Source organism: Salinispora tropica CNB-440 (assembly GCF_000016425.1).
Classification (GTDB): domain Bacteria; phylum Actinomycetota; class Actinomycetes; order Mycobacteriales; family Micromonosporaceae; genus Micromonospora; species Micromonospora tropica.
Map to the genome: position 1 here is coordinate 4848261 of NC_009380.1, position 25485 is coordinate 4873745.

A 25485-nucleotide genomic window follows, 5' to 3' on the forward strand; every position below is an offset into this window, starting at 1 on the left:
CGCCAGCGCGGGCCGCCTCACCCTGTCCGCAGGTCCAGCGCAATGTCCAGAATCGACGACGAATGGGTCAGCGCGCCAACCGACAGGAAGTCCACCCCGGTAGCCGCCACGTCGGCCGCCACCGCCAGCGTCAGCCCCCCGGTCGCCTCCAGCTCGGCCCGCTCCCCGACCGCGCTCACCACCTCGCGCAACACGTCCACCCCCATGTTGTCGACCAGCAGGAAGTCGGCGCCCGCCTCGACCGCCTCCACCGCCTCGGCGAGGGTGTCCACCTCCACCTGTACTCCCACGCCCGGGAACGCCGCCCGGACCCGCCGGAACGCCGCGGCCACCCCACCGGCCGCCAGCTTGTGGTTGTCCTTGACCATGGCCACGTCGTACAGGCCCATCCGCTTGTTGGTACCGCCTCCGGCACGGACCGCGTACTTCTCCAGAGCCCGCAGGCCCGGGGTGGTCTTCCGGGTGTCCAGAACCATCGCCTTCGTGCCGGCCAACGTGTCGGCCCAGGCCCGGGTGTGGGTGGCGACGCCGGACATTCGGGACAGCAGGTTCAACGCGGTGCGTTCGGCGGTCAGCAGCAGCCGGGTCGGGCCGGTCACCGTGGCCAGCACGTCTCCACGCGCCACCCGCTGCCCGTCGCGGGCGACGAGCGACACCACGACCGTACGACCAGCTCCGGTCACCTCGCCCACCAGCTCGAACACGGCAGCGGCCACCGGCAACCCGGCGACCACCCCGTCGGCGCGCGCGACCACGTCCGCCGTGTCGACCTGGTGGTCGGGGATCGTGGCGACACTGGTCACGTCGACGAACTCCGGCCCCAGGTCCTCCATCAGCGCGTCGGTGACCACCCGTCGTACGCGCTCCGGGTCCAGCCCCGCCGCCCGCAACAAGCCCTCGGTCTCCCCAGTCACGTTCCCTCCCCACGCCCAACAGCCCCGAACCCCTGCCACCTTCGCGTCAGCCGACCCTGCGGGTCAACGGCGCCAACCAGATGGCCACGCCACCGCTCGTCGGCCACCGGAAAGTCCTCCCGCCAGTGGCAACCCCGGGTCTCCTGCCGCGCGGCGGCGGCAGCCACCAGCACCGTCGCCACGGTCAGCAGATTCGTCGCCTCCCAGTCCGAGGTCTGCGGAACTCCCTCGGCCTCGCCGAGCCCGACCAGGGCAGCCGCCGTGTCGGCCAGGGTCCCCGCCGACCGCAGCACGCCCGCGCCCCGCGTCATCGCCCGTTGCAGGGCGGGAACGCCGGCGACGGGGAGCACCCGACCCGTACCGCCCACCCAGGCACCGGTCGACGCCGGGCGCAACTGTTCCGGCAGGCCGGTCGCCAGGTCCTCGGCGATCCGGCGGGAGAAGACCAACCCCTCCAGCAACGAGTTGCTGGCCAGCCGGTTCGCGCCGTGCACACCGGTGCAGGCGACCTCACCACAGGCGTACAGGCCGGGGATGGACGTACGGCCGTGCAGGTCGGTACGGACGCCGCCGGAGGCGTAGTGCGCCGCCGGGGCCACCGGAATCAGGTCGGTCGCCGGATCGACCCCGATGGACAGGCAGGAGGCCACGATGGTGGGAAAACGGCGGGCAAGGAACTCACCGCCGAGGTGACGGGCGTCGAGAAAGACGTGGTCCGAGCCAGACGTCAGCAGTACCCGGTGGATGGCTTTTGCGACCACGTCCCGGGGGGCCAGCTCCGCCAACTCGTGCTGTCCGACCATGAACCGCTTGCCGTCGGAATCCACCAGCTGGGCACCCTCGCCACGCAGCGCCTCCGAGACCAGCGGCTGCTGGGCGTGCCGGACCCCGGGCGCCCGGGCAGACGGCGGGACAATCAGCGCGGTCGGGTGGAACTGGACGAACTCCAGATCGGTGACGGCGGCACCGGCCCGCAACGCGAGGGCCACCCCGTCGCCGGTGGAGACCGCGGGATTGGTGGTGACCGCGAAGACCTGACCCATCCCCCCGGTCGCGAGCACCACCGCGCGACCCAGGATCGCTCCGACGCCGTCCTCGCTGCCCTCACCGAGCACGTGCAGGGTCACCCCACAGGCCGGGCCGAGCCCGTCCGGACCATTCCCGGGAGCCCGAAGCAGGTCCAGCACCAGGGCGTGCTCGACGAGCCGGATCCATGGATCCCGGCGAACGGCGGCGTGTAGCGCCCGCTGCACCTCCGCACCGGTGGCGTCGCCACCCGCGTGCACGATCCGGTCCGCTCGGTGCCCGCCCTCCCGGGTGAGCATGAGCGAGCCATCCGGGTTGCGATCGAACTCCGCGCCGATCCGCATCAACTCCCGCAGCCGGGTGGGCCCCTCCTCGACGAGGACCCGGACCGCCGCCGGGTCACTGAGGCCGACCCCGGCGACCTCGGTGTCCGAGGCGTGGGCCGCGGGAGTGTCGAGCGGATCGAGCACCGCGGCGATGCCGCCCTGCGCCCAGCGTGTCGAGCCCTCCTCGATGTCGACCTTCGAGACCACCGTGACGTGCAGGCCCGCCTCACGCAGGTGGAGCGCGGCGGTCAGCCCGGCGACACCGGATCCGACGACGATCACGTCGGTCGTCTCCACCCACCCGGGCGCGGGCGCCGCCAGCAGACGGGGCAGGGCCGGCTGGTCGCCGGTCGGTAGGTCCATCCCCACAGTCAACCCGAACAACGCACGCCGGAGGCGGCGGGGGCGAGACGAGTGGTTTAGGCAACGCCGTGTCCGACCGGGCCCCTTCGCCCGCCGGCGAAGCCGAAGAAGGGTGCCCTGCTCCTCGCTAGCGGATCCGGACCGGCAACCGGGCCGGACCGGCGCCCTGCAGCGACCCGGTCACCGCACGGTCGCTGAGCCACAGGTAGCAGCGGACGCCCCGATCGCCGACCCTCCACCCGTCGGCACCGGGTGGGCGGACCACCACGTCGACGCGCAGCCGCAGCGCCGGGTCATCGGGCACCTCGGCGAAGCGCGCGATCTCGCTGCGGCAGCCGGCGTAGAGCGGCGCCCAGTCCACGTCCGCGGTGGGGTACGGCTGGTCCGGTGCCCGCCACACCCCGACGAACTCCGCGTCGTGCCGGCTGCGGCAATCCACGGGGCGCAGGGTCCCCACCCCACCACCTCGATCCGGACTGGTCTGCTGGCAACCGAGCCGCAGCGGTGACCCGTCGACAAGCGCGCCGCGCAGGCTGCCGGTGCGGAGGACCACCTCGGCACCCACCTCTGCGGTGGTCACCTCGGTCAGGTCACAGCGGTACCACCGGGAACCAGAAGCCCAGCCCGAAGGGGACGGGACAGCCACCGAGAGCCGCAGCCGCCCGGCCCGCCAGCCGGCCCCCACGTACGTGCTGGTGCGGGTGTCACAGTCGGCGAACGCGCCCCGCAGGTCGACCGAGCCGGCGGCCGGTGGGCCCGACCGCCCCGCCGAGAAGGTGCCCACGTGCACGGTCTCGACCCGGTGCGGGACCGCGCACTCCACCGGCTGGTACGCCGCCAGGGTCACCTGGACGGTGGCGTCGGCCACCTGGCAGACGCCCGCTTCGGGGGTGAACGGACCCGCGGGGGGCAGTGCCCCCCAGTCGTCGGTCAGGTCACCGTCGGTCGGCCCGGCGCATCCCGCCAGCAGCACCACGGCGACCGCGATCGCAACCTTCCCGACCCGATGTCCCACGCCGCCTCCCAGGGTCGACGCCCCGCCTGCCGACGAGCCCACCCAGGGTAGCCAACAATGCCCGGCCGGTAACAGAGCCTCGTGGCGTGGCTCCGGCGGGCGGGCTCGCCCGCCGGAGGCGACAAGCGGGCAAACCGCCCCCGGTCAGGCCAGCGAGTCCGCCAACGGGTTGGGGACCGGCGCCCCCGCCGTCCCGGGCGCCGCCGTAGCCGCGTCCGCGTTCAGGTCAACAATCCGGTTGCCCGAATCGACGTGCACGATCCGCGGCTGGTAGCCACGCGCCTGCGCATCCTCCAGCTGTCCATAGGCGATGAGGATGACCAGGTCCCCCGGGTGGACAAGGTGGGCGGCGGCACCGTTGATTCCGATCACGCCGCTGCCGCGCCGGCCTGGGATCACATAGGTCTCCAGGCGGGCGCCGTTGGTGACGTCCACGATCGCCACCTGCTCGCCTGGGAGCAGATCGGCCGCGTCCAGTAGATCCTGGTCCACCGTGACCGACCCGACGTAGTGCAGGTCGGCCTGGGTGACCGTGGCCCGGTGAATTTTCGACTTGAGCATGGTGCGCAGCATCGGGCGCCTTTCGTCAGGGTGGGTCAGTAACGCGGGGCGAGCTGGACGGACACGTTGTCGATCAGACGGGTGGTGCCGACCCAGGCGGCGGCGAGCAGCCGCGCCGGGCCGGTGACCGGCCCCGGCTCCAGCTCCGGATCGGTGAGCACCAGGTAGTCCAGTTGGACACCGGGCGGGCCGGCGTCGAGCGCGGCATGCGCGGCGGCCAGCACCGCGCCCGCGTCCGCGCCCCCGGCAGCTGCGGCTACCCCCGCCTGCAACGCCCCCGACAGGCTCAGCGCAGCCGTCCGCCCATCGGGCGACAGGTAGCGGTTACGGCTGGACAGGGCCAGCCCGTCCGGCTCCCGGACCGTCGGCACACCGACGATCTCCACCGGCACCTCCAGGTCGCGAACCATTCGGCGGACCAGGGTCAGCTGCTGGTAGTCCTTCTCACCGAAGAACGCTCGATCCGGCCGGGTGAGCTGGAGCAGCTTCAGCACCACGGTCAACACCCCGTGGAAGAAGCCCGGGCGGCTCTGCCCCTCCAACTCCTCGCCGAGCTGGCCCGGGTTGACCCAGACCCGCGGCTGGCCCTGCGGGTACAGCTCCGGCACGGCCGGCGCGAAGACCACCGCCGCGCCGGCCCGACGGCAGATCTCCAGGTCCTCGTCGAGGGGGCGCGGGTAGCGGTCGAAATCCTCGTCTGGCCCGAACTGGAGTGGGTTCACAAAGATCGTGACCACGACGTTGTCAGCCTGCTCCCGGGCCGCCCGCAACAGGGTCTCGTGCCCGGAGTGCAGGGCACCCATGGTCATCACGACGCCCACGGTGCCGGTCAACCCGTCCCGCGCCGCTGCCAGGTCGGCACGGGTGTGCACCAGCTCGGTCACGCAGCCACCTTCCGATCCCACCCACTCAGCACGCCCAGCAACGGCTGCGCGTCCGTCGGCCGCAGCCAGCCGGCCGCGATCGCTCGATCCGCCGTCCGTCGGGCCAACGCCAGGTAGGGGCCCACCGATTCCGGCGCGGTCGCCGCGAGCTGGGCCAGGTGCCGCTCGACGGTGCCGGTGTCACCCCGGGAGATCGGTCCGGTCAGCGCATCGTCCCCGAGCCGCAGCGCGTTGTCCAAGGCGGCCCGCAGCAGCGGCGTGAGCACCCGTCCCGGCTGGGTCACCCCGGCATCCCGCAGCCGGTCAGCCGCCTCGTTGACGAGGGTGATCAGGTGGTTGGCACCGTGGACGAGGGCCGCGTGGTAGAGCGGTCGCTCCGCCTCAGCGACCCACTCCGGTACGCCGTTGAGGTCGGCGACGAGTCGGGTGGCGAACGGACGTAGCTGCGCCGGGGCGGTCAACCCGTACGAGATGCCGGGCAACCGGGGGAGATCGTCCGGCGTACCGGTGAAGGTCATCGCGGGGTGCAGGGCCAGCGGGGTGGCCCCGGCCACCACGACCGGCGCCAGTACCGCCAGGCCGTGCGCACCGGAGGTGTGCGCGACCACCTGCCCCGGACGTAACGCCCCGGCCTCGGCGAGGCCGGCGACAACCCCCGCGAGCGCGTCGTCCGGCACCGCCACCAACAGGAGATCGGTGGCGGCGCGGGCTACCGAGGTGGCCGACCGCGCCGGCACGTCGGCCAGGAGCAGCGCCATCCGGGCGCGTGAGGCGGCGGAGCCCCCGGCCGCGGCGACGACCCGGTGCCCGGCGGTGGCGAGAGCGGCAGCCAACACGGCACCGACCCGGCCAACGCCGATCACGCCGACAGTCAGGGAACGAGAGGTAGGAGCGCCAACCGCCTGATCGGCGGGACGCGGAGACAGCGAAACGCTCATCACGATGATCCAGTCCTCGGAGGGGTACCGGTCGATCGCAAGTATGCGCCGCCGCGCCGGAACCGGGACAGGGCGGTGTGAAAACGTTCACCACCGAGGGCCGGGGATACCCGTTTCCCCGAAGGCGACACGAGGTGCCGGTCCGCAACCGGGACGGCCAAACCGAAGGAGGGGCTGATGCCGATCCGCTGGCGGGACGCGATGGAGCAGGCGCTGTACGGGCCGGACGGCTTCTTCGTCTCCGGCGCCGGCCCGGCCGATCACTTCCGCACCAGCGTGCACGCCTCCCCGGCGTTCGCGGCGGCCCTGCACCGGCTGATCGCCACCGTCGACGCCGCCCTGGACCACCCAGAACAGCTCGCGGTCGTCGATATCGGGGCGGGGCGGGGTGAGCTGCTGCGCACCCTGGAAGTCAGTATCGCCGGGGCCACCGACACGTCCCTCCCAGACCGGCTGCGACTCACCGCCGTCGAACGCGCCCCGCGCCCCGCGGACCTGCCCGCGGGGATCACCTGGACGAACCAGATCCCCGCGGGCGTCACCGGCCTCCTGCTGGCCACCGAGTGGCTCGACAACGTCCCGCTGGACCTGGCCGTGGCCACCCCGGAGGGCTGGCGGTACCTCCTGGTGGACCCCGCCACGGGCGAGGAGACAGTCGGTACTCCGGTCAGCCCGGAAGACGCCGACTGGCTGACCCGGTGGTGGTCGCCGCCAGCCGACGACGACCCGGGCACCCGCGCCGAGATCGGCCGGACCCGCGACGACGCCTGGGCGGACGCCCTCGGGCGACTCGACCGGGGGCTGGCGGTCACGGTGGACTACGGGCACCTCCGACAAGCCCGACCGACCACCGGGACCCTGACCGGATACCGGAACGGGCGGCAGGTCTCACCGGTACCCGACGGATCGTGCGACGTCACCGCGCACATCGCCGTGGACTCGGTCGCCGCCTCCGGTGCGCAGGTCGGGCGAGCCCCGTACACCCTGGTGTCGCAGCGGACGGCGCTGCGGGCGCTGGGTGCCGACGGCCGCCGCCCCCCATTGGAGCGGGCCAGCACCGACCCCGCGGGATACCTCCGGGCCCTCTCCGCGGCGTCGGCGGTGGCCGAGCTGATCGACCCGGCGGGCCTCGGCGGGCACTGGTGGCTCCTCCAGCCGGCCGGCGTCACCCTCGACCCACTCGTGGCACCATGACAGGCATGACCACGGACGCCGATCTCCGCGAACTGACCGTCGGCACCGGCGCCGGTGGGGAGCAACTCGGCACGGACATGGTGCTCAACATCGGTCCGCAGCACCCCTCGACGCACGGAGTACTCCGGTTGCGGCTGGTGCTCGACGGCGAACGGGTGGTGAGCGCCGAACCGGTCGTCGGCTACATGCACCGGGGCGCGGAGAAGCTGTTCGAGGTCCGCGACTACCGGCAGATCATCGTGTTGGCGAACCGACACGACTGGCTCTCGGCGTTCGCCAACGAACTCGGCGTGGTGCTCGCCGTGGAGCGGCTGCTGGGGATGGAGGTTCCGGAGCGGGCCACCTGGCTCCGGATGGCGCTCGCCGAGCTGAACCGGGTCCTCAACCACCTGATGTTCCTCGGGTCGTACCCGCTGGAGATCGGGGCGATCACCCCGATGTTCTACGCCTTTCGGGAACGGGAGACACTCCAGACGGCGCTCGAGGAGGTCTCCGGCGGGCGGATCCACTACATGTTCAACCGGGTCGGTGGGCTCAAGGAGGAGGTGCCGGCCGGCTGGACCGGGCGGGCCCGGGCGGCTATCGGCGAGGTCCGGCGGAGCCTGCCCGACCTGGACAACCTGATCCGGCGAAACGAGATCTTCCTGGCCCGTACCGTCGGCGTCGGGGTGCTCTCGGCGGCCCAGGCCGCCGCGTACGGCGCCTCTGGACCGGTCGCCCGCGCCTCCGGCCTCGACCTCGACCTACGCCGGGACGAGCCGTACCTGGCGTACGACCAGCTCGACGTGCCGGTGGTGACCCGCACCGCCGGGGACTGTCACTCCCGCTTCGAGGTGCTACTCGACCAGGTGTACGTCTCGCTGGACCTCGCCGAGCAGTGCCTGGACCGGGTGGACCGGCTAACCGGGCCGATCAACACCCGGCTGCCGAAGGTGCTCAAGGCACCCGAGGGGCACACCTACGCCTGGACCGAGAACCCGCTCGGTATCAACGGGTACTACCTGGTGTCCCGGGGTGAGAAGACGCCGTGGCGGCTGAAGCTACGCACCGCGTCCTACGCCAACGTGCAGGCGCTGGCCACCCTCCTGCCCGGTTGCCTGGTGCCGGACCTGGTCGCCATCCTCGGCTCAATGTTCTTCGTGGTCGGCGACATCGACAAGTGAGCGGTCCGGCGGCGTCCGTGCAGCGTTGCCGGCGCCGTCAACGCCACCGGTTGTCCCCGCGGCCGTGCCGGCCCGGCTCCGGCTGCCATCGGGGCTCGGGCTGCCATCGGGGCTCCGGCGGCCGCTGCCGGGGCGGCCCCCACTCGGCGGACGCCGGGGGCAGCGCGGACTCCGCCGGTTCGGACCACCCGCCCCGCCCAGCGTCGGCGCGGTCGCGTCTGGGCTCGTCCCGACGGACCGCGGCCCACCGCTGGTCCACCCGGTATTCGGCACCGCCCCGATCCGTGCGCGCCTGCGCCCGCTGCTCGCCCAGCCGCAGCTCGTGCCCCCGCTCGTCCTCGCGGACCGCCGCCCAGCGGTCGCCAGCACGGAGTTGCGACCAGTACCCGCCCTCGACATCACCGCCCACTTCGAGCTCCCCGCCAGGCTGGTCAACGGCACCGCGGTCAGAACGCTCACCGCCCCAGCCCCGGCCGTTGGGCTGGCTGGCCCAGCCGTGGTCATCCCACTGCGCTGGACTCCGGGCGACCTCCGGTGGCTCGCCCGACCCACGATCGTCGCGCGCCCACCCGCCCCGTTCCGACCACGACCGGTCGGCGGAGTCGCCGGCGCCCGGCCAGGAGCGGCGCTCCCCGTCCCCGGTCCCGGCCTCGGCTCCGGACCAGGATCGGCGCTCCCCGTCCCCGGCCCACGACGGCGCGGCCGGGCCAGACCGCCACCGTCGGTCGTAGTCGCCGGAGGGGGCGCCGGAGGGGTTCCGGGCGCCATCGACAACGGTGTGCCGGGTGACGTGCACCGTCTCGGTGTGTCGCACCACGCCGCGCAGGGGGGCGGCGTGCCGGCCGTCCGGCTCCGGCGACCAGGCACCACCGTCGGCGCCGGCGGCCCGCTCGGCGCCGTGCTGACCGGCGAGGCGGTCCCCGGCCCCGTGCTCCTCGGCCGGCGGGCGGAACGCGGCGTACGCCCCGGCCGCCCCGGCGACGGAGTGGCCGCCCGGAACGTGGACCTGGGGTGGGGAGTCATCCGCGTGGCTCCGGTCGCCCTCATGGTCACCCTGGCGATCGGCATCCGGAACCACCGCCCGCCCGGCCGGCATGTCAACCGGGACCCGTGCCCGCTGCGCACCGCCGGTCTCGGCCGACGCGGTGCCACCGGCGTCGAGGCGCCGGCCGAGCGCCACAACGGCCTGCTGGGTGCGCTGCACCTGGTCGAGCGCCTGGTTGCCCCGCTGGGCCGCCGCCACGATCTCACCGTGCAGCTCGTGGCGAAGCTGTTCGATCTCGCCCCGCAACTCGGCGACCCCGGTGCCGCCGTCAGGGCGCAGCGCGATCGACAGGCCGATCAGCACGACCGCCAGGATGGCCAGCACGGCAGCGACCCGTAACGGCCCGTTGCTGTCGGCGACGAGCAGGACCAACACCGCCACCGGGGCGCACGCCACACCGACTCGGAACAGTGCCGTCGGCAACCAGGAGGTGCGTGTGCCATTGGTCACGGCCGGGACGGACATGGCTGTGCAGCCTACCGAGAGTTGCGCCGCCTGGGAACGGCGGCGCAACCCGCCCTGCCACTCCTTAGGGCTCAGCCGACGGTGAGGGCTCCGTCGGAGGAGAACACCAGACCCACACTGGCGACGCCGGTCCTCAGGGCATTCTTCGTCTGCGGTCCGCCGGCATCAAGGGAGCTGAACGACCCGGCCCGGAAGTCATAGACCTCGACCAGCCCGGCCTGGCACTTCGGCCGCTGCGGGCACTCCGGCGGTCCCGCCAGGACGGTCTCCTGACCAGAGCACTTCTCGGCCAGCTCGGTGAGGGTCTGCACGCCGTGCTTGTCGGCGAAGGCCCGCGTGACCGCGAAGGCGTTCTGGTTCTGGGCCGCGGCGGGCGCGCCGAGGGCCAGGTTGGCCTCCGCGCCGAGCACCTTCAGCGCGGCGACCGTCTCGTCCAGGTCCGGCGAGGAGACCGGCTCGGCGCCCTCGCCGTTCGCCTTCGTGTTGAGGAACTCGGCCAGGGTGGCCGCGTACTCGGGGAAGACGTGGATCTCGCCCTTCTCCAGGGCGGGCTCGTAGAGTTCACGGCTGCCGATTTGCTGCACCTCGACCTCGTAGCCGGCGGCGACCAACACGATCTTGTACAGCTCGGCGAGGGTCTCGCTCTCGCTGAAGTTGGCGGCCCCGACCGTGATCGTGCCGCCGGGCCCCTTCGCGAGGCCGGCGGTGAGGTCGTTGGCGGTGGCGAACTCGGCCGCCGCGACCGCGGGCGTCTTGCGGTCCTCGTTGACGGCCTTGTTGAGCTGGATCAGCTTCGGCGTGTCCAGCACCGCGGAGACCTGGTCCAGGGCGGCGATGAGCGGCGGGGTCGCGGCGTCGGCATTGACCACGGGGATGATGTTGTCGCTGTTCTGCAGCGACTTGTCGTCGGTCAGCACGACCAGCTCGTCGCCGGCCACCGGGGCGCATCCTTCCCCCGCCGCCGCCGTTTCGGGCGCGTCCGTGCCCGACGAACCGGCCTCGCCGCAGCCGGTCAAGAGCCCGGCCGTGGTCAGGACGCCGACAGCGCCGATCGCCAAACGTGTGCGTGCGTGCATGTCTGCCCGCCTTCCGTGTCCCGGCACGGCTCCTGCGCCGGCCGCGTGTCCGACGGGCGATCGGTGCCGCCCGCGTTCCCACCCAACATCTTCGCGACGGGTACGACAAACTCCGTCGGACTTCGTCACCAGATCGTCACCCGACACTCGACGGTGAACGCCGGATGCCCACGGCACCCAGGTCAGGCGCCGCTGACCGCCTCGGCCGCGCGCCGTCTCGCGCGCCGGCCCCGGGTCCGCAGCGGTCGCGGGGTGACCAGCCGCTCGACCAGCGCCAACACCAGCTCCACCACCATGGCGAGCCCCGCCACCAGCAGCCCACCAGCAAGGATCTGCCCGCCGCCGGCGGCGATGTCCAGGCCGAAACCGGCCCGGATGATCTGCCCCAGGCCGCCGCCGTTGACGAAGGAGGCCAACGCGGCGGTGGCCACGACCTGCACCGCCGCGGTGCGAAACCCCGCCGCCAGGTACGGCACCGCCAGCGGCAGCTCGACCCGACGCAGGAGCTGCCAGCCGGAGAAGCCCATCCCCCGGGCCGCGTCCCGGGCCTCCGGATCCACCGCACGCACCCCGGTGTACGCGTTGGCCAGCAACGGCGGGACCGCGAAGACCGCCAGCGCCACCACCACCGGGGGCCGACCAAAGCCCAGGAAGGTCAACGGCAGGATGGTGAGCAGGGCCAGTGTCGGCACGGCGAGTGTCAGGTTGGCCACCAGCACGACCAGCCCACCACCACGCCCGGTGTGCCCGAGCCAGAGGCCGATCGGCCACGCGACCAGGCAGCCCAGAAGCACCGCCGCCGCGGAGATGGCGAGATGTTCACCGGTCCGGTCCAGGATGCCGCCCGGGTTGGTCCAGTTCAGCGGGTCGTTGAGCCAGATCACCGCCGCCTCGATCGGCCCCGCCGCCACGGTCATGCCGCGCTCCGGCGGCGCAGCCACGGGGTGAGCAGCCGTCCGACACCGGCCAGGGCGAGATCGAACACCAGGGCGAGCAGGACGCAGAGCAGCGTACCGGTCATGATCTGCGCCTTGTAGAAGTTGTTCTGGAAGCCAGCGAAGATCAACTGACCGAGCCCACCCCGCCCCACGACCACCCCCACGGTGACCAGCGCCACCGTCGAGACCGTCGCCAGGCGCAGCCCGGTGAGGATACCTGGTATGGCCAGCGGCAACTCAATCCGAAACAACCGCCCCCAGCGGCCGTACCCCATGCCCTCCGCCGCCTCCCGCACCTCGGGCGGCACCTGGGTGAGCCCGGCGAGCGCGTTGCGGACAATCACCAACAGCGCGTAGAGCGCCACCACGGTGAGCACGGTCACCACCCCGATCCCCAGATACGGCGCGAGGAAGGCGAACAGCGCCAGCGACGGGATGGTGTACAGCACACCGGTGACCGCCAGGATGGGCCCGGACAGAGCGCGGAACCAGTACGCGGCCACGGCCAGCGGCACCGCGATCAGCACCGCGATGAGCACCGCTCGCACGGTTAGTGAGGTGTGCTCGCGCAGCGCGGTGAGGATCGTGTCAGAGTTGTCCCGCACGTACTGCCAGGAGAACCACGGGTTACCCGGGTCGGCCCGGTAACTCAGGCGGAAGGACATGTGTGGACGCTACCCCGCGGGGATCCGCTGACGACGAGGCGCGTGCGGCATCGATCTCCCTCGATAGTATAGGCAAACGCTACCCGGACGGCACCGAGGCGGTCCGCGAACTGACCCTGGAGGTCGCCGCCGGCGAGCTGGTGGTGCTGATCGGCCCCTCCGGCTGCGGCAAGTCGACCGTGCTACGGATGGTGAACCGCCTCATCGAGCCGACCGCCGGCCGGATCCTGCTCGACGGGGCAGACGTCACACGGGTTGACCCGGTCCGGCTGCGCCGCCGCATCGGCTACGTGATCCAGAATGTCGGCCTCTTCCCGCACCAGACCATCAGCGCGAACGTCGCCACCGTGCCGCAGCTGCTCGGCTGGCCCCGGGACCGCCGCCGGCAGCGAGTCACCGAGCTGTTGGAACTGGTCGGTCTGGACCCGGCCCAGTTCGGCGCCCGATACCCGCACGAACTCTCCGGCGGTCAGCGGCAGCGGGTGGGCGTGGCCCGGGCACTCGCCGCGGACCCGGTGGTCCTGCTGATGGACGAGCCCTTCTCCGCGGTCGACCCGATCGTCCGGACCCGGCTCCAGGAGGAGTTCCTGCGGCTACAGGCCGAGGTCCGCAAGACCATCGTGCTGGTGACGCACGACCTCGATGAGGCGGTTCGGCTGGGCGACCGGATCGCGGTGCTCTCCGAGGGCGGTCGCCTGGAGCAGTACGACACCCCGGCTGCCGTGCTCGGCGCGCCGGCCACCCCGTTCGTCCGGGAGTTCGTCGGTGCCGACCGAGGCATCCGGCGCCTGGCCGTCACCCCGGTCACCCGGGAGACGGTCGAGCCGGTCTCCGCCACCCCGACCGCCGCCGACCTCCCCACGGTGCCGCTCGGGGCATCGGCGTACGACGCGCTGGGGGTCCTGTTGACCTCCACGGCGGACCGGGTGATGGTGACCGACCAGGAGCAACCCGTGGGTGTCCTCACCCGATCTCGGCTGCTCGCCCTGGGCCACTCCGACGACCAGAGCCGGCCGCCCACCCCCAACCGGGTGTTCACCCCCGCAGATAGTCGATGAAGGCCGCCCGCAGCAGGGGCGCCGACTCCTCGTAGCCGTGGCCGGTCAGCTCCCGCCACAGCGCCACCGCCTCGTCGATGGTCGGCCCGACCGAGTTCGGCGCGCCATCGAGGGCGGCGGCCTCGTCGGCGTTCGGCAGGCGCCGCAGCACCGACCAGAAGAACCGCACGTCACGGCGCTCCCGCGCCACCGCGAACGCCTGCTCGCGCAGCTCCTCGGTGGAGAGTGCGTCCAACTCCTCGAACGACCGGCCGGCGGGGAAGGTCGAAGATGTGTCGGTCATGCGGCCGAGCCTAACCGTCGCGCTCCCCGCCGACCTGCCAGACGCGGGTCAGCGGCGGCTGGGGTCCCAGTGCCGTCCGGTCCCCCAGTCCGGGAGGTCCCACTGATCTCTTGGGCTCTCGGCGGGCTGGGGCGGCAGGGCCGCGGCCCAGTCCGTGAGTGGCTCGGGCCGCCGCACGCTCCAGTCGGCGTGCAGCTGCCCATCGACATTGGGGCTGTCGGCCACCGCCCCCCGGTCGTCCCGCGACCCGCCGTACGCCTCGACCAGCCGGGTGACCACCAGCCCCACCCCGAGCACCACCGCCCCGACCGCCCAGCGACTCGCCGAGAGGCCGCTCGCCCGCAGGTCCGTGAGGACGAGCGTGACCAACGAAACGGCGAGCAGGGTACCGAGAATGCCACCCCGACAGCCGAAGGCGCTGGTGCCGGCGAGCAGCGCCGTTCCCACCGCCAAAACGGTCCAGTCCAGCCCCGACACCACAGCGACCGGGCCGACGGCGGGGGTCCCCAGCAGGGCGCCGGCCAGCACGGCCAGGACGCTGGAGGCGACCAGCGCCCCTCCGGCCACCACCGAAGCCAGCGCCCCCCGCCGGCGGGCCGGATCGGCAACCGGCCGGAGCCGGCCGACCAGCCGACGGATCGGCCGTAACGCCCCGAACAGCCCGCCGAGCACGGCGACCGCGGCGAATCCGGCGAACAGGTACAGCGCGTCGCTCGTCGGGTCGTAGCTACCCTGCGGCAGAACAGGGCCACTGCGCTGCTCGATGTACCCGACGAGAGCCGCGCCGGCGGCGAGGCTGGCCGCCCAGGCGGGAACGTGCAGCACCGTCACCACGAACGCCAAGAGCAGCCCGCCGAGCACCCCGGCGGCGATCGCCGGGCCGAGGGCGGCCACCGCACCCCGGTCCCCCTGCTCCGCCATGTGCAGCGCCGCCGCGACGGCCGCCGGCCCGATCGCCAGATTCACCGCCGCGGTACGCAGGCTCAGCCCGGCGGCGAGGGCCAGCAACCCGAGAACCGCCCCGTCGACGAGCAGCGACCGCAGGCCGTCGCCCCGCAGCGTGTCCGGGTTCTCCCGCCAGAGCAGGTACCCGACCCCGACCGCACCCACCAGGAGCAGGAGCTCCCAGACGACGTGCACGCCGAGCCGGTCCCCACCGGACTCGATCTGGGCCGGATCCGGGCCATGGACGACGGTGTGGGCACCGGGGGAGGTCTCCGCGTTACCCCGCACCGATTCGCCGTACCCCATGCAGCCGCCCTCCACCTGGCCGTCCCTCCCGGGTCCCGACGCGCGGAGCGATCCGGGGCGGCCGTTACGCTCCGGTGGCAGGCACCGTACCCGCGTGGGCAGCACGGCGGAAGCCCGTGCTCAGCGCTGGCCGGAGCGGCCCTCCCGGTCGCCGGGCTCGCGGTCCTCGTCATCCTCCTGCTCGGGAACCCGGCAGGAGCGCTCCAACCAGAGCGCGGCGGCCACCAGCGCCAAGGCGGCGAGCAGGCTGCTCCCGGCCACGTTCCGGTCGCTCGCCGCGGCCTGGGTGCGCTCCACGAACAGCCACCCGGTCAGGCCCCCGTAGAAGCCGGCGAAGATCGCGCCCGCCAGCGCGGACGCCTTGGCCAGGACCGCGAAACGGGCAACCAGCAGCGGATTCACCGGCTCTCGGCCCGGCCGGCGCTCGATCCGGGCCCGGGTGTTCACCGCGGCGTACGCCTCCAGCACGGCGAGCCCGGCCAGGGTGATCACTGGCAGCCAGGGCAGGTCCTCGGGAAGGTAGTCGTAGTAGAGAAGACTGATCAACAGCCACGCCACCCCGGCGGCGGCGAGGCCGGCGACCACCAGTGTGGAGATTCGGGTGGGGCCCATCCGGCCGGGACCCGCACCATCCGGAGGTGATGACCTCGCCCGCGTCATGCCCACCGACTCCGCTGCCTCATGCTGTTGACTCTAACTCCACTTCGGGGCAGGGACGCAGCTCCAACGCGTCCGCGCCGACCGGCGCCGAGTTCAGCAGGTCGGTTACCCAGCCGTGGCCCGGCAGCCGCCCGTACGGTTGCAGGTCGAGCCAGGGCCGCAGGACAAAGGCGCGCAGGTGGGCGCGGGGGTGCGGCAGCGTCAGCTCGGGATCGTCCCGGAGCACCGGTGTGCCGTCCTGGGTCCAGACCGCGATGATGTCGACGTCGAGGGTGCGGGGCCCGAAACGCCGGGCCGGATCGCGTTCACGGCCGGCCGCGCGCTCGGCCGCCTGGGCCCGCGCCAGCCAGTCCTCCGGTGCCGCTTCGGGATCGTCGGCCAGCACCGCGGCGTTCAGATACGCGGGCTGGTCGCGGTCGCCCCAGGGCGGAGTCTCGTAGACACCGGAGACCAGGAGCACAGACTCACCCAGCGCGGTGACCACCGACCGTAGGTGGTCGACCCGGTCACCGAGGTTGCTGCCGAGCGAGAGCAGGGCGCGGGTCACTGGGCTGACCTGGTCATGGTGACGGCCACGTCGGTGAAGCTACCCGAGATAGGGGCCTCCGGCTTGTGCACCGTCACCGTGGCGGTACGGACCCGGGCGTCGGCCAGACAGACCGTGAGGAGCCGGTCGGCGAGGGTCTCGATCAGGTTGACCGGCTCCCCGGTCACCACCGCCGCCAGCCGCTCGGCCAACTCGCCGTAGTGGACGGTGTCGGTCACCTCGTCCGAACGGGCGGCCGGGGCGAGATCCAGCTCCAGGAGCGCGTCCACAACGAAGTCCTGCCCGTGCGCCCGTTCGAAGTCATACACCCCGTGCCGGCCGTGCGCCCGCAGGCCGGTCAACTCGATGCGGTCGGTCAACGCTGTTCTCCCTTGGCTCGGGTGCCGGAGGCGCCGGCCAGTCGGGGTGACCCGGTGGCCTGCCAGACGGCCAGCGCGTCGGCGGTGGCCTGGACGTCGTGCACCCGCACCCCCCAGGCGCCGGCCGCGACCGCGAGCACGCTGGTGGCGACGGTGGCGACCTCCCGGCCCTCGGTCGGTCGCGGGGCGCCGTCGGCGGCGAGCAGCGCGCCCAGGTGAGACTTACGGCTGGCGGCGAAGAGCAGCGGGTAACCGAGCGCCAGCAGCTCCGGCAGTCGGGCGCTCAGCTCCCAGTTGTGGGCGGCGGTCTTGGCGAAGCCGAGCCCCGGGTCGATGACGATGCGGTCGGCTGCCACCCCGGCGGCGAGGGCCGCTTCAACCCGCTGCGCCAGCTCGGCCTTGACGTCGGCGACGACGTCGCCGTAGCGGGCCAGCTCCCTCATCTCGCGAGAGTGCCCGCGCCAGTGCATGAGCACCCAGGGGCAGCCGGCATCCCGTACCACCCGGGCCATATCCGGGTCGGCGAGCCCACCGGAGACGTCGTTGACCACCCGCGCCCCGGCGGCGAGCGCCAGCTCGGCCACCCGGGCCCGGGTGGTGTCGATACTGACCGGCACCCCGGCGGCGGCCAGCTCGCGGATCACCGGCCGGACCCGGGCCGCCTCGGTCTCGGCGGCCACCCGGTCCGCCCCGGGCCGGGTGGACTCGCCACCCACATCCACCAGGTGGGCACCGTCGCCGCGCAGCCGCACGCCGTGTGCGATGGCGGCATCGAGATCGGCGTAGCGTCCGCCGTCGGAGAAGGAGTCCGGCGTGACGTTCAGGATGCCCATCACCACCGGGAACGCGGCCTGCACCAGATCGGTCACAAGAAGACCGTACCGGTCCTCGGTGGCGCCCCCGCGCCACCCGGCGCGGGGGCGCTGACATGCGCTTCGGCGCCGGCACGGGGTCGGACGACAGAGTCGGATCAGGGTCATTCTTCGCGGCTTGTCGCAGACAGTGGGTGGCCGTACGCTTTGGAATTGCCGAGCATCGAGATGGCGAAGCCTGGAGGGAGGGCCGAAGCGGGAAATCCGCCCAGGACCCACCGCCTCGCGGTGGGTGACGACCGCGGCGGCACAGCCGCACCGTGAGCACCGTTCCCGCCAGGCATGCCTACTGCACCGCCGCGGCGCCGCCGGCCGCGAAATGGGGAGGTTTCCAGTGATCGCCATCGAGCTGACGGAGGCGGCATCGTCCGCCGCCCACGCTCTCACCACCCTGAGCTCGACACCGCTCGCCGAGCCCGCGCCCACCGGCATCAACACCGAAGGCGTCGTCGCCTTCTTCGCCAGCAAGATCGCCCCGATCCTGCTGGCCGTGCTGGGCGTCATCTTCATCGGGCGGGCGAGCCGGGGCGAGATCTCCAAGGTGCTGACGAGCTCCGCCATCGCGATCGTCGGCCTGGCCTTCATCGCCGGGGCCGCCACCCTCTTCTTCGTCGGCGACTACCTGATCGATCTGATCTTCGAATAGGCGCGGTCACGATCATGCGGCTGCGCACCGACGACGACATCTACCGGGCTCGCCTGGTCTACCTCGGGCCACCGGGCTACACCCTCCCGGTCCACCTCCCGTACGCCCAGTACGGGCTCTTCATCCTGCTCGTTCCCCTCTACATGTTCATCCACTGGTTGTTCACGCTGCAGGTCGAACTCTTCCCGGCGTGGGAGATCGCCCTCGCGATCGTGACCACCTCGTTCGTCTTCCGGTACGTCGACCCGGACCGGCCGGCGCGAATGGTGATCCACACCGCGCTGACCGACTGGCGACGCACCCGGGAGCCGGCCGCCGAGCAACGGGACCCCCGCCTGGTCGGCAGCCGGATCAGGATCCGAGAGGAACTGGCATGACCGGGCAGTGCAACGACGCGGGTGAGGCGGTCGCATGAGTTCCCACTACGCGCCGGGACCCCCGGCCGGGCAGCCGGCCGCCAGTTCAGGTGACTCAACGCAGTCTTACGGCTACGCTGCGGAGCTCGATGAGGCCCGGCACGACCCGGCCCGGGCCACCTCCCCAGGCCACGGTGGGGTCGGCGTCTTCCAGGCACCCCGCCCGCTGCACCAGCGGACCCCCACGGAGCCGACGCCGGCCGCGGGCACCGACATCGACTCCCCCTTCCTCGACCTGTTCGGCGCGACCCGCCCGGCGCGGACCGCCCCGGGCCGGCCAGCGATGCGCGAACAGCAGCCGACCATCCCACAGCAGCCCGTCGCCGCGGATCCACCCGCCGCACCGGCCGCTCCCGCCACACCGACCGGGGCGCAGCGCTCGCCGGCCGGGCCGGCCACACGCTCCACCCGGGTACCGCACCAGGCCGGCGAGCGGCTCGCCCGCCCGGAGACCGAGGAAGCGGACCCACCGCCGGCCGACACCGAACCGCAGCGGCAGCGCGACGAGCGACCCGAGTCGGGCACCCGGGACCTACCCCCCTCCGGTCGACGCTCCACCGGCCGCCGGGACCGCGCCACCAAATCGGCACGAGTCAAGCCGCCAAAGATCAAATTTGGGGACCGGGACCCGTCGGTGGAGCTGGCCATCACCGAGATCGCCGGTCACCTGACCTTCACCCCCAACACGGTCACCGCCTGGTACTGGCTACCCGAGGTGCGCTGGGCCTTCCGTCCCGACGCCGAGCGGGAGGCGCTGCTCTCGGCGATCTCCGAGCAGTACGCCGGACTGGCCGGATTCCGCCTGCACCTGCGCCGCACCACCCGCCCGTTCCCGGCCGACGAGTGGGCCCGCACCATCGACACCCACACCCGGGCACCGCTACCCGACGTCCCGGGTACACCGAGCTGGGCAGATCATCTGGTCGCCGCGCAACGACACCTGCTCTCGGTCAACCACGCCGAGGGACAGACCTACCTGGGGGTGACCTTCGCCCGGCGCTCGTTGGGCGACTCACTGGTGGAGCGGGTACGCCGCACCTTCGGTCGCGGCGTCGCCGACAGCGAACGACGCAAGCTCGGCCGTACCGTCGAGCAGTTCGACGAGGTGCTGGGCGCCTTCGGCATGCGCGGACGCCGGGTCACCACACCGGAGCTGGAGTGGCTCCTCTACCGCTCGGTGGCGCTCTGCATGTCCCCGCCCGGGCGACTCTCCCCGGTCACCGACGGGCACTGGGAACGCGGCGACCTGCTCGCCCTGACCGAACAGGTGGAGCGCTACCGCACCCCGTACGGGTCCACGGTCAAGCTGGTCAACCGGATGACCGGGGAGGAGGGGCACGTCGCCGTCCTCGCCGTGGGACGGATGGAGCCGCTGGAGATCCCCGAACGACACGAGCCCTGGCTGCACTTCCACGAGCGGCTGCCCTGGCCGATGGAGTTGTCCAGCCGGGTCGACATCCTCGGCTCCGGCGACTCCTTCCGTAACCTGGAGCACCGGCTGCGGATGATCCGCTCCCAGCAGCTCGACTACGCCGAGCACGGCATCGACGCCCCACCCGAGTTGGAGCGCCTCGCGGAGCGGGCCCTGGTCATCGGCGACGAGATGACCACCGGGCTGCCGGTCGAATCCGCCCGCGCGCACGGCTGGCACCGACTCGCCGTCGGTGGTCGGAGCCGAGAGGAGTGCCTGGAACGCGCCCGCCGGCTGATCCAGCTCTACTCCCGAGAGCTGCGGGTCTCGCTCCAACACCCGAAGAACCAGGACTGGCTGGCCCGCGAGTTCATCCCCGGCGAGCCGATCGCCAACACCGGCTACGTCCGCCGGATGCCGGTCAACCTCTTCGCCGCCGCGCTCCCGCAGGCCGCCTCGACCGTCGGGGACCGCCGGGGCGACCTGATCGGGCGTACCGCCGGCACCTGCCGCCGGCCGGTCTTCCTCGACCTGCACTTCCCGATGGAGGTCCGGGAACGCTCGGGTCTCGGGGTCTTCGTGGCGGAGCCCGGCGGCGGCAAGTCCACCCTGCTCGGCGCCCTCGGCTACCTCGCCGCCCGCCGCGGGGTGCAGGTGACGCTGCTCGACCCCTCCGGCCCGCTCGCCCGGCTCTGCGCCATGCCGGAGCTGGCCCCGTACGCGCGGGTGCTGAACCTGACCGGCTCCGAGCCCGGCACCCTCGCCCCGTACTCGCTGATCCCCACGCCGTTGCGCAGTGAGTTCAGCACTGGTGACGCGGGCGACCGGGAGTTCGAGATCGCGGTCTCCAACGCCCGGGCCGAGCGCCGGATGCTGGTCCAGGACATCTGCATGATGCTGGTACCGCCACAGGTCGCTCGGGAGGCCTCCACCGCCACGCTCTTCCGGCACGCCGTACGCCAGGTACCGGCGGAGGAGACGGCCACCCTGGACGACGTCGTCGCCACCCTGGGCAAGCTCGACGACGACGCCGGCCGGGAGCTGGCCAACCTCCTGCTGGACACCGCCGAGATGCCGCTGGCCATGCTCTTCTTCGGCCGTCCCCCGGAGGGGCTGCTCGGGCCGGACGCCACCCTCACCGTGATCACGATGGCCGGGCTCCGTCTCCCCGATCTCAAGATCGAGCGAGAGTACTGGTCGGCGGAGGAGGCGCTCGCCCTGCCCATGCTGCACACCGCGCACCGGCTCGCCGTCCGCCGCTGCTACGGCGGCTCGATGTCGTCGCGCAAGCTGGTCGGGCTGGATGAGGCGCACTTCATGGAGGGTTGGCGTTCGGGGCGGTCGTTCCTGGTCCGGCTGGCCCGGGACTCCCGCAAGTGGAACCTGGCCGCCTTGGTCGCCTCGCAGAACCCGAAGGACATCCTCGGCCTCGACGTGCAGAACCTGGTCTCCACGGTCTTCGTCGGACGGATCGCCGAGGACGAGGAGATCGCCTCCGAGGCGCTACGCCTGCTGCGGGTCCCGGTCAACGACGGGTACGAGGCCACCCTCGCCTCCCTCTCCGCCGCCGACAGTGCCTCGGCCGCCCGCCTCGGCTACCGCGAGTTCGTCATGCGCGACGTGGACGGGCGGGTGCAGAAGGTCCGAGTCGATGTCTCGTACGTCGACGGGCTGCTCGACCACCTCGACACCACACCGGCGGCGATCGCCGCCGCGGCTGGAGTGCTGCCCGTCGTAGCGGATCTGGAGGCGTGAGATGGCCGGGGCCCGGGCTCGGACGGTGGCGCTACTGCTGGCTCTCGGCGTCCTCGCCGGGGCCACGGTCAGCTGGCCGGGGGTCGGCGCGGCGGCGGCACCGGCCCCGGCGCCGACCGCACCGGCCCCGGCCGGCGCCTGCACCACCGAGGAGTGGCAGGCCGACTTCCGCTCCTGCGTCTCCCGGCTCAAGGCGGTCGCCGAGGACGACGTCACCTGCCGCAACGCCCCGACCCCGACGGCACCGGACTCCGGCCTCGCCGGTTGGTTCGCGGCCCGCCCGGACTCCGCGAAGGAAGACGGTCGCAAGGGGTACTACAGCGACTACGGCTACGCGGGGTACAGCTACACCACCTACGACATCGACACCGGCTGCGCCACCGCGGTGCTGCATCCGGACTACAAGTTCACCAACACGGTCGCCAACGGCGAGTTCATGATCGCCACCGCGATCGTCGGCGCCTCGAACGCCCTACGGGAGCGGGCCTGGGATCCGCGGTCGATGTGGGGTTGGGCCGATCCGCTGGTGGAGCAGGCGACCACGGCGGTCTACCAGAAGGTGTTCAGCGTCTTCGGGATCGTCACCCTCTGCGTGGTCGGGCTCTACCTGCTCTGGCGTTCCCGCCAGTCGGACATGAGCAACGCCATGACGACCGCCGGCTGGGCCCTGCTCGTGATGGTGGCGGTGACCGCGCTGGCCGCCTGGCCGGTGAAGTCCGCCAACCTCGCCGACGGCACCCTGGTCACCACGCTGGGGGTGGTCCACGACGCGGTCGGACCCGCCACCAAGGACATCCCGCCGGACCAGTGCCCGGTCCCGAATCCGGCGGCCTGCGCTGACAACCGGCCACCGGCGGTGCGGGCGAGCGACACGGCCACCGAGACGATGCTCTACCGGAACTGGCTGCGCGGGGTGCTGGGCTCGGCCGACAGTGAGACCGCGAAGAAGTACGGGCCGGCGCTCTACGACGCGAAGTCCTTCTCCTGGGAGGAGACGGAGAAGCTCCGGGAGTTCCCGGCCACCCGGGAGGCCACCATCCGGGCCAAGCAACAACAGTGGGCGCGGGTCGCGCAGCAGGTCAAGCAGGAGGATCCGGAGGCGTACGAGTACCTCCAGGGGCTCCGGGACATGGACCGGGTCGGTGCCGGCTTCATCGCGGTGCTCGCCGCGCTGCTCTTCGCGATGTTCGATCTCACCGCGTCGGTGCTGGTGCTGCTGGGCTTCCTACTCTTCCGGTGGGCGGTGATCGCCGCGCCGATCCTCGGCACCATCGGCCTGCTGCGCCCGGCGAGCGCCGGGCTGCGCCGGCTGGGTAACGCCGTGGTCGCGGCGATCTTCAACATCGCCATCTTCGGCACCGGTGCCGCGATCTACCTCTTCGCCGTGGACCTCATCATGAGCACGCCGACCCTGCCCGGCTGGCTCCAGGTGGTGCTGGTCTGGCTCTGTGGCGTGGTCGGCTGGCTGCTGCTGCGCCCCTACCGGCGGGTCACCCAGCTCGGCGGCAAGGGCGGCGGCGAGGCGGGTGGCTCGGCCGGCTCCTGGCACCGCCGGTTCTTCCGGGACATGCGCGCGGCGTCCCGCCTCGACGCGGAGTCCCGCGGCACCGGCGAGCCGAGCTCGGGCCGCCGCGGCGCGGTGGTGGCGGAGCAGAGCCGGCTGCGGCCGGAGGCCCGGCACGAGGACCTGACGCCCTCAGCCGAGGGCGGGGCCCGGCCGGAGCACCGCGAGCGGCCGGGGGACGGGACGCCAACGTCCGGGGAGCGAGGCGCCACGGGCCGCACCACCCCCGCACCGCGGCAGCGGCGAGCGCCGGCGAGTTGGACCGAGCCGGAGGGCCCGCAGGAGAACCCCTCCTTCGTCATCTACCGGCCCGGCACGGTGGGGCCCGCGCCGGAACGGAGCACTCCCCGGGTCCGCTCCGAGGCCCGGTGATCGCGGTGCGGCGGGCGATCGAACAGCTCCTCACCCGAATGTTCCGGTCCCGGGTGGGGGTCGCGCTGGCGCTCGGCGTGGTGGTCGTCGGGGTCATCGGCACGACCCGGTTGGTTGCCGGGGCGGAGGAGCCGGGGAGCAGCCTCAGCAACCGCCCGGAGCGACCGATCACCACGGTGCACCCGACGGTCGGCGACGACGGGCTGATCGACACGCGTTCCCCCACACCGGTGACCCGTCCCGGGGAGGCGACGCCGGAGCAGATCACCGACCGGTTCGTCACCGCCTGGCGGGGGCAGCCGGGGATGACCGCCGAGCGCTGGCACGCCGGGCTACGCCCGCTGGCCACCCCGGCGTTGGCCGAGCAGCTCGCCGGGGTGGACCCGGTCGATGTCCCGACCGGCGAGGTGGCCGACACCGCGACGGTCACGGCCCGGTCGGAGACGGTCGTCGAGGCGCGGGTGCCCTTCGACACCGGCCGGCTCCGGCTGGAGCTGGTGGCGCCGGACGGCCGGTGGCGGGTGGACGCGGTGGACTGGGAGCAGGGATGAGTAGAGCAGCCGAGCCGAAAGGCCATCGCCTGCGCGTCGGCGCGCTGGCCCTCGCCCTCACCGCGACGCTGACCCTGCTCTGCTGTACCGGTGGCGCGGGCGCCTTCTTCCTCACCGAACTCGGCGGCGACGACGACCTCCGTCTCACCAACCAGGAGTGCACCGACGACTTCGGCGTCGAGATCACCGGGGCGATGCCGCAGATGTCGCAGTACGGCGAGCTCCAGCTCCGCAACGCCGCCCGGATCATCAAGGTCGGGCAGGAGCTGCAGGTGCCGCCCCGCGGTTGGGTGATCGCCGTGGCGACCGCCATGCAGGAATCCCGCCTGCGCAATCTCGCCAACCCCACGGTGGCCGGGTCGGAACAGCTTCCGAACGAGGGCGTCGGCTCGGACCACGACTCGGTGGGCCTGTTCCAGCAGCGGGCGGGCTGGGGCTCGGTCCAGGAGCGGATGACGCCGGAGTACGCAGCCCGCAAGTTCTACGAGAAGCTGCTGGAGGTCTCCGGTTGGCAGCAGCTTCCGCTGACCCGGGCCGCGCAGGCCGTGCAGATCAGCGCCTTCCCGGACGCCTACGCGAAGCATGAGGCACTGGCGTCGACGATCGTCAACTCCCTGGCCGGCGGCGCGGCCCGGAGCGTGCCGGTCGCCGGCGGGCACGCCTGCGACGCCGCGGAGGATGGCCGGATCGCCGCCTCCGGCTGGACCGCGCCGATCCCCGGTGATGTCGGCTCCGGCTTCCGCACCGCGCAGCGACCGGCGCACCACGGGGTGGATATCGCCGCGCCGAAGGGCACCCCGATCCGCGCGGCCGCCAGCGGGCGGGTCCTGGTCTCCCGCTGCGACCCGGACCGGACCGGGGAGCTGAGCTGCGACGTGGATGGCTGGCCCGGCAAGGGGGGGTGCGGCTGGTTCGTCGACATCGCCCACGCCGGTAAGATCATTACCCGCTACTGCCACCTGGCGGAGCAGCCTCAGGTCAGCGCGGGTGAGACGGTGCGAGCCGGGGAGGAGATCGGGGTGATCGGCAGCAGCGGCAACTCCTCCGGCCCGCACCTGCACTTCGAGGTACACGTCGACGGTGACCGGAGCCGCCACGGTGCGATCGACCCGGTGGGCTTCATGCGGGAGCGGGGCGCGCCACTGCGGAGCGTGGAGTGAGGCACCG

The 25485-nt window shown here is 72.8% G+C and carries 25 protein-coding genes; 9 read left to right on the forward strand and 16 right to left on the reverse strand.

All coding sequences use genetic code 11. The features are described 5' to 3' along the window. Positions 1 to 17 precede the first annotated feature (17 nt). The 6 genes from nadC to STROP_RS21605 form a co-directional block, all read right to left on the reverse strand. Complete coding sequence (gene nadC / locus STROP_RS21580) at positions 18 to 914, reverse strand: carboxylating nicotinate-nucleotide diphosphorylase (protein ID WP_012015471.1); 897 nt, start codon at positions 912 to 914, stop codon at positions 18 to 20. Next, positions 911 to 2629, reverse strand: coding sequence for an L-aspartate oxidase (locus STROP_RS21585; protein WP_012015472.1), 1719 nt, complete (start codon positions 2627 to 2629; stop codon positions 911 to 913). Before STROP_RS21585 ends, nadC begins: the two co-directional genes overlap by 4 nt. Positions 2630 to 2756: 127 nt before the next feature. Continuing rightward, positions 2757 to 3644, reverse strand: a complete 888-nt coding sequence (locus tag STROP_RS21590; RefSeq protein WP_012015473.1) for a septum formation family protein — start codon at positions 3642 to 3644, stop codon at positions 2757 to 2759. A gap of 144 nt (positions 3645 to 3788) precedes the next feature. After that, positions 3789 to 4217, reverse strand: coding sequence for an aspartate 1-decarboxylase (panD, locus tag STROP_RS21595; RefSeq protein WP_012015474.1), 429 nt, complete (start codon positions 4215 to 4217; stop codon positions 3789 to 3791). A gap of 23 nt (positions 4218 to 4240) precedes the next feature. Further along, positions 4241 to 5089: a pantoate--beta-alanine ligase gene (gene panC, locus STROP_RS21600; RefSeq protein ID WP_012015475.1), complete on the reverse strand. Its 849-nt coding sequence runs from the start codon at positions 5087 to 5089 to the stop codon at positions 4241 to 4243. Next, positions 5086 to 6027 carry a Rossmann-like and DUF2520 domain-containing protein gene (locus tag STROP_RS21605; protein WP_026275295.1) on the reverse strand — a complete coding sequence of 314 codons (942 nt, stop codon included), beginning with the start codon at positions 6025 to 6027 and terminating at the stop codon, positions 5086 to 5088. The genes panC and STROP_RS21605 overlap by 4 nt, the downstream gene beginning before the upstream one ends. 177 nt (positions 6028 to 6204) lie before the next feature. Between STROP_RS21605 and STROP_RS21610 the strand changes: the two genes are divergently transcribed. Next, positions 6205 to 7221 (forward strand): SAM-dependent methyltransferase, encoded by a 1017-nt coding sequence (locus STROP_RS21610; protein WP_012015477.1) that lies wholly within the window; start codon positions 6205 to 6207, stop codon positions 7219 to 7221. After that, on the forward strand, positions 7218 to 8384 hold the full coding sequence (locus STROP_RS21615) for an NADH-quinone oxidoreductase subunit D (protein ID WP_012015478.1): 1167 nt from the start codon (positions 7218 to 7220) through the stop codon (positions 8382 to 8384). Before STROP_RS21610 ends, STROP_RS21615 begins: the two co-directional genes overlap by 4 nt. A 37-nt stretch (positions 8385 to 8421) precedes the next feature. Here the strand turns inward: STROP_RS21615 and STROP_RS21620 are convergent, their stop codons facing one another. The 4 genes from STROP_RS21620 to STROP_RS21635 form a co-directional block, all read right to left on the reverse strand. Continuing rightward, entirely contained in the window at positions 8422 to 9894 is a 1473-nt protein-coding gene (locus STROP_RS21620) for a hypothetical protein (RefSeq protein ID WP_026275297.1), read from the reverse strand. A gap of 71 nt (positions 9895 to 9965) precedes the next feature. Continuing rightward, a complete protein-coding gene (locus STROP_RS21625) occupies positions 9966 to 10970 on the reverse strand; it encodes a glycine betaine ABC transporter substrate-binding protein (RefSeq protein WP_028564891.1) in 1005 nt (334 codons plus the stop codon). Positions 10971 to 11152: 182 nt separating this feature from the next. Then, entirely contained in the window at positions 11153 to 11887 is a 735-nt protein-coding gene (locus STROP_RS21630) for an ABC transporter permease (RefSeq protein WP_012015481.1), read from the reverse strand. Further along, positions 11884 to 12573 carry an ABC transporter permease gene (locus STROP_RS21635; protein ID WP_012015482.1) on the reverse strand — a complete coding sequence of 230 codons (690 nt, stop codon included), beginning with the start codon at positions 12571 to 12573 and terminating at the stop codon, positions 11884 to 11886. The genes STROP_RS21630 and STROP_RS21635 overlap by 4 nt, the downstream gene beginning before the upstream one ends. A 2-nt stretch (positions 12574 to 12575) precedes the next feature. On the opposite strand from STROP_RS21635, the gene STROP_RS21640 reads away from it, so the two are divergent. Continuing rightward, positions 12576 to 13631, forward strand: a complete 1056-nt coding sequence (locus tag STROP_RS21640) for an ABC transporter ATP-binding protein (RefSeq protein ID WP_012015483.1) — start codon at positions 12576 to 12578, stop codon at positions 13629 to 13631. Here the strand turns inward: STROP_RS21640 and STROP_RS21645 are convergent. The 6 genes from STROP_RS21645 to folP form a co-directional block, all read right to left on the reverse strand. After that, entirely contained in the window at positions 13609 to 13914 is a 306-nt protein-coding gene (locus tag STROP_RS21645; protein WP_012015484.1) for a hypothetical protein, read from the reverse strand. The two genes, STROP_RS21640 and STROP_RS21645, sit on opposite strands and share 23 nt — an antisense overlap. A 48-nt stretch (positions 13915 to 13962) precedes the next feature. Next, the gene (locus STROP_RS21650; protein ID WP_012015485.1) at positions 13963 to 15165 is read right to left on the reverse strand and encodes an ABC transporter permease; all 1203 of its coding nucleotides are present in this window, start codon (positions 15163 to 15165) and stop codon (positions 13963 to 13965) included. Positions 15166 to 15285: 120 nt separating this feature from the next. Beyond that, the gene (locus STROP_RS21655; protein ID WP_026275299.1) at positions 15286 to 15777 is read right to left on the reverse strand and encodes a DUF3180 domain-containing protein; all 492 of its coding nucleotides are present in this window, start codon (positions 15775 to 15777) and stop codon (positions 15286 to 15288) included. Between the two features lie 67 nt (positions 15778 to 15844). Next, positions 15845 to 16372: a 2-amino-4-hydroxy-6-hydroxymethyldihydropteridine diphosphokinase gene (gene folK, locus STROP_RS21660; RefSeq protein WP_012015487.1), complete on the reverse strand. Its 528-nt coding sequence runs from the start codon at positions 16370 to 16372 to the stop codon at positions 15845 to 15847. Continuing rightward, entirely contained in the window at positions 16369 to 16731 is a 363-nt protein-coding gene (folB, locus tag STROP_RS21665; protein WP_012015488.1) for a dihydroneopterin aldolase, read from the reverse strand. The genes folK and folB overlap by 4 nt, the downstream gene beginning before the upstream one ends. Beyond that, a complete protein-coding gene (folP, locus tag STROP_RS21670) occupies positions 16728 to 17600 on the reverse strand; it encodes a dihydropteroate synthase (protein ID WP_018832175.1) in 873 nt (290 codons plus the stop codon). The genes folB and folP overlap by 4 nt, the downstream gene beginning before the upstream one ends. 337 nt (positions 17601 to 17937) lie before the next feature. Between folP and STROP_RS21675 the strand changes: the two genes are divergently transcribed. Genes STROP_RS21675 through STROP_RS21700 form a run of 6 tightly spaced genes read left to right on the forward strand, consistent with a single transcriptional unit; the run spans position 17938 to position 25478 of the window. Further along, entirely contained in the window at positions 17938 to 18249 is a 312-nt protein-coding gene (locus STROP_RS21675; protein ID WP_018831172.1) for a hypothetical protein, read from the forward strand. A 14-nt stretch (positions 18250 to 18263) separates the two neighbouring features. Beyond that, positions 18264 to 18626: a hypothetical protein gene (locus STROP_RS21680; protein ID WP_012015490.1), complete on the forward strand. Its 363-nt coding sequence runs from the start codon at positions 18264 to 18266 to the stop codon at positions 18624 to 18626. A gap of 34 nt (positions 18627 to 18660) precedes the next feature. After that, positions 18661 to 21831 (forward strand): ATP-binding protein, encoded by a 3171-nt coding sequence (locus STROP_RS21685; RefSeq protein WP_012015491.1) that lies wholly within the window; start codon positions 18661 to 18663, stop codon positions 21829 to 21831. A gap of 1 nt (position 21832) precedes the next feature. Continuing rightward, positions 21833 to 23767, forward strand: a complete 1935-nt coding sequence (locus STROP_RS21690; protein WP_012015492.1) for a hypothetical protein — start codon at positions 21833 to 21835, stop codon at positions 23765 to 23767. Beyond that, a complete protein-coding gene (locus STROP_RS21695) occupies positions 23764 to 24318 on the forward strand; it encodes a hypothetical protein (protein WP_028570133.1) in 555 nt (184 codons plus the stop codon). Before STROP_RS21690 ends, STROP_RS21695 begins: the two co-directional genes overlap by 4 nt. Beyond that, positions 24315 to 25478 (forward strand): M23 family metallopeptidase, encoded by a 1164-nt coding sequence (locus STROP_RS21700; protein ID WP_012015494.1) that lies wholly within the window; start codon positions 24315 to 24317, stop codon positions 25476 to 25478. Before STROP_RS21695 ends, STROP_RS21700 begins: the two co-directional genes overlap by 4 nt. The last annotated feature ends 7 nt before the right edge of the window (positions 25479 to 25485 follow it).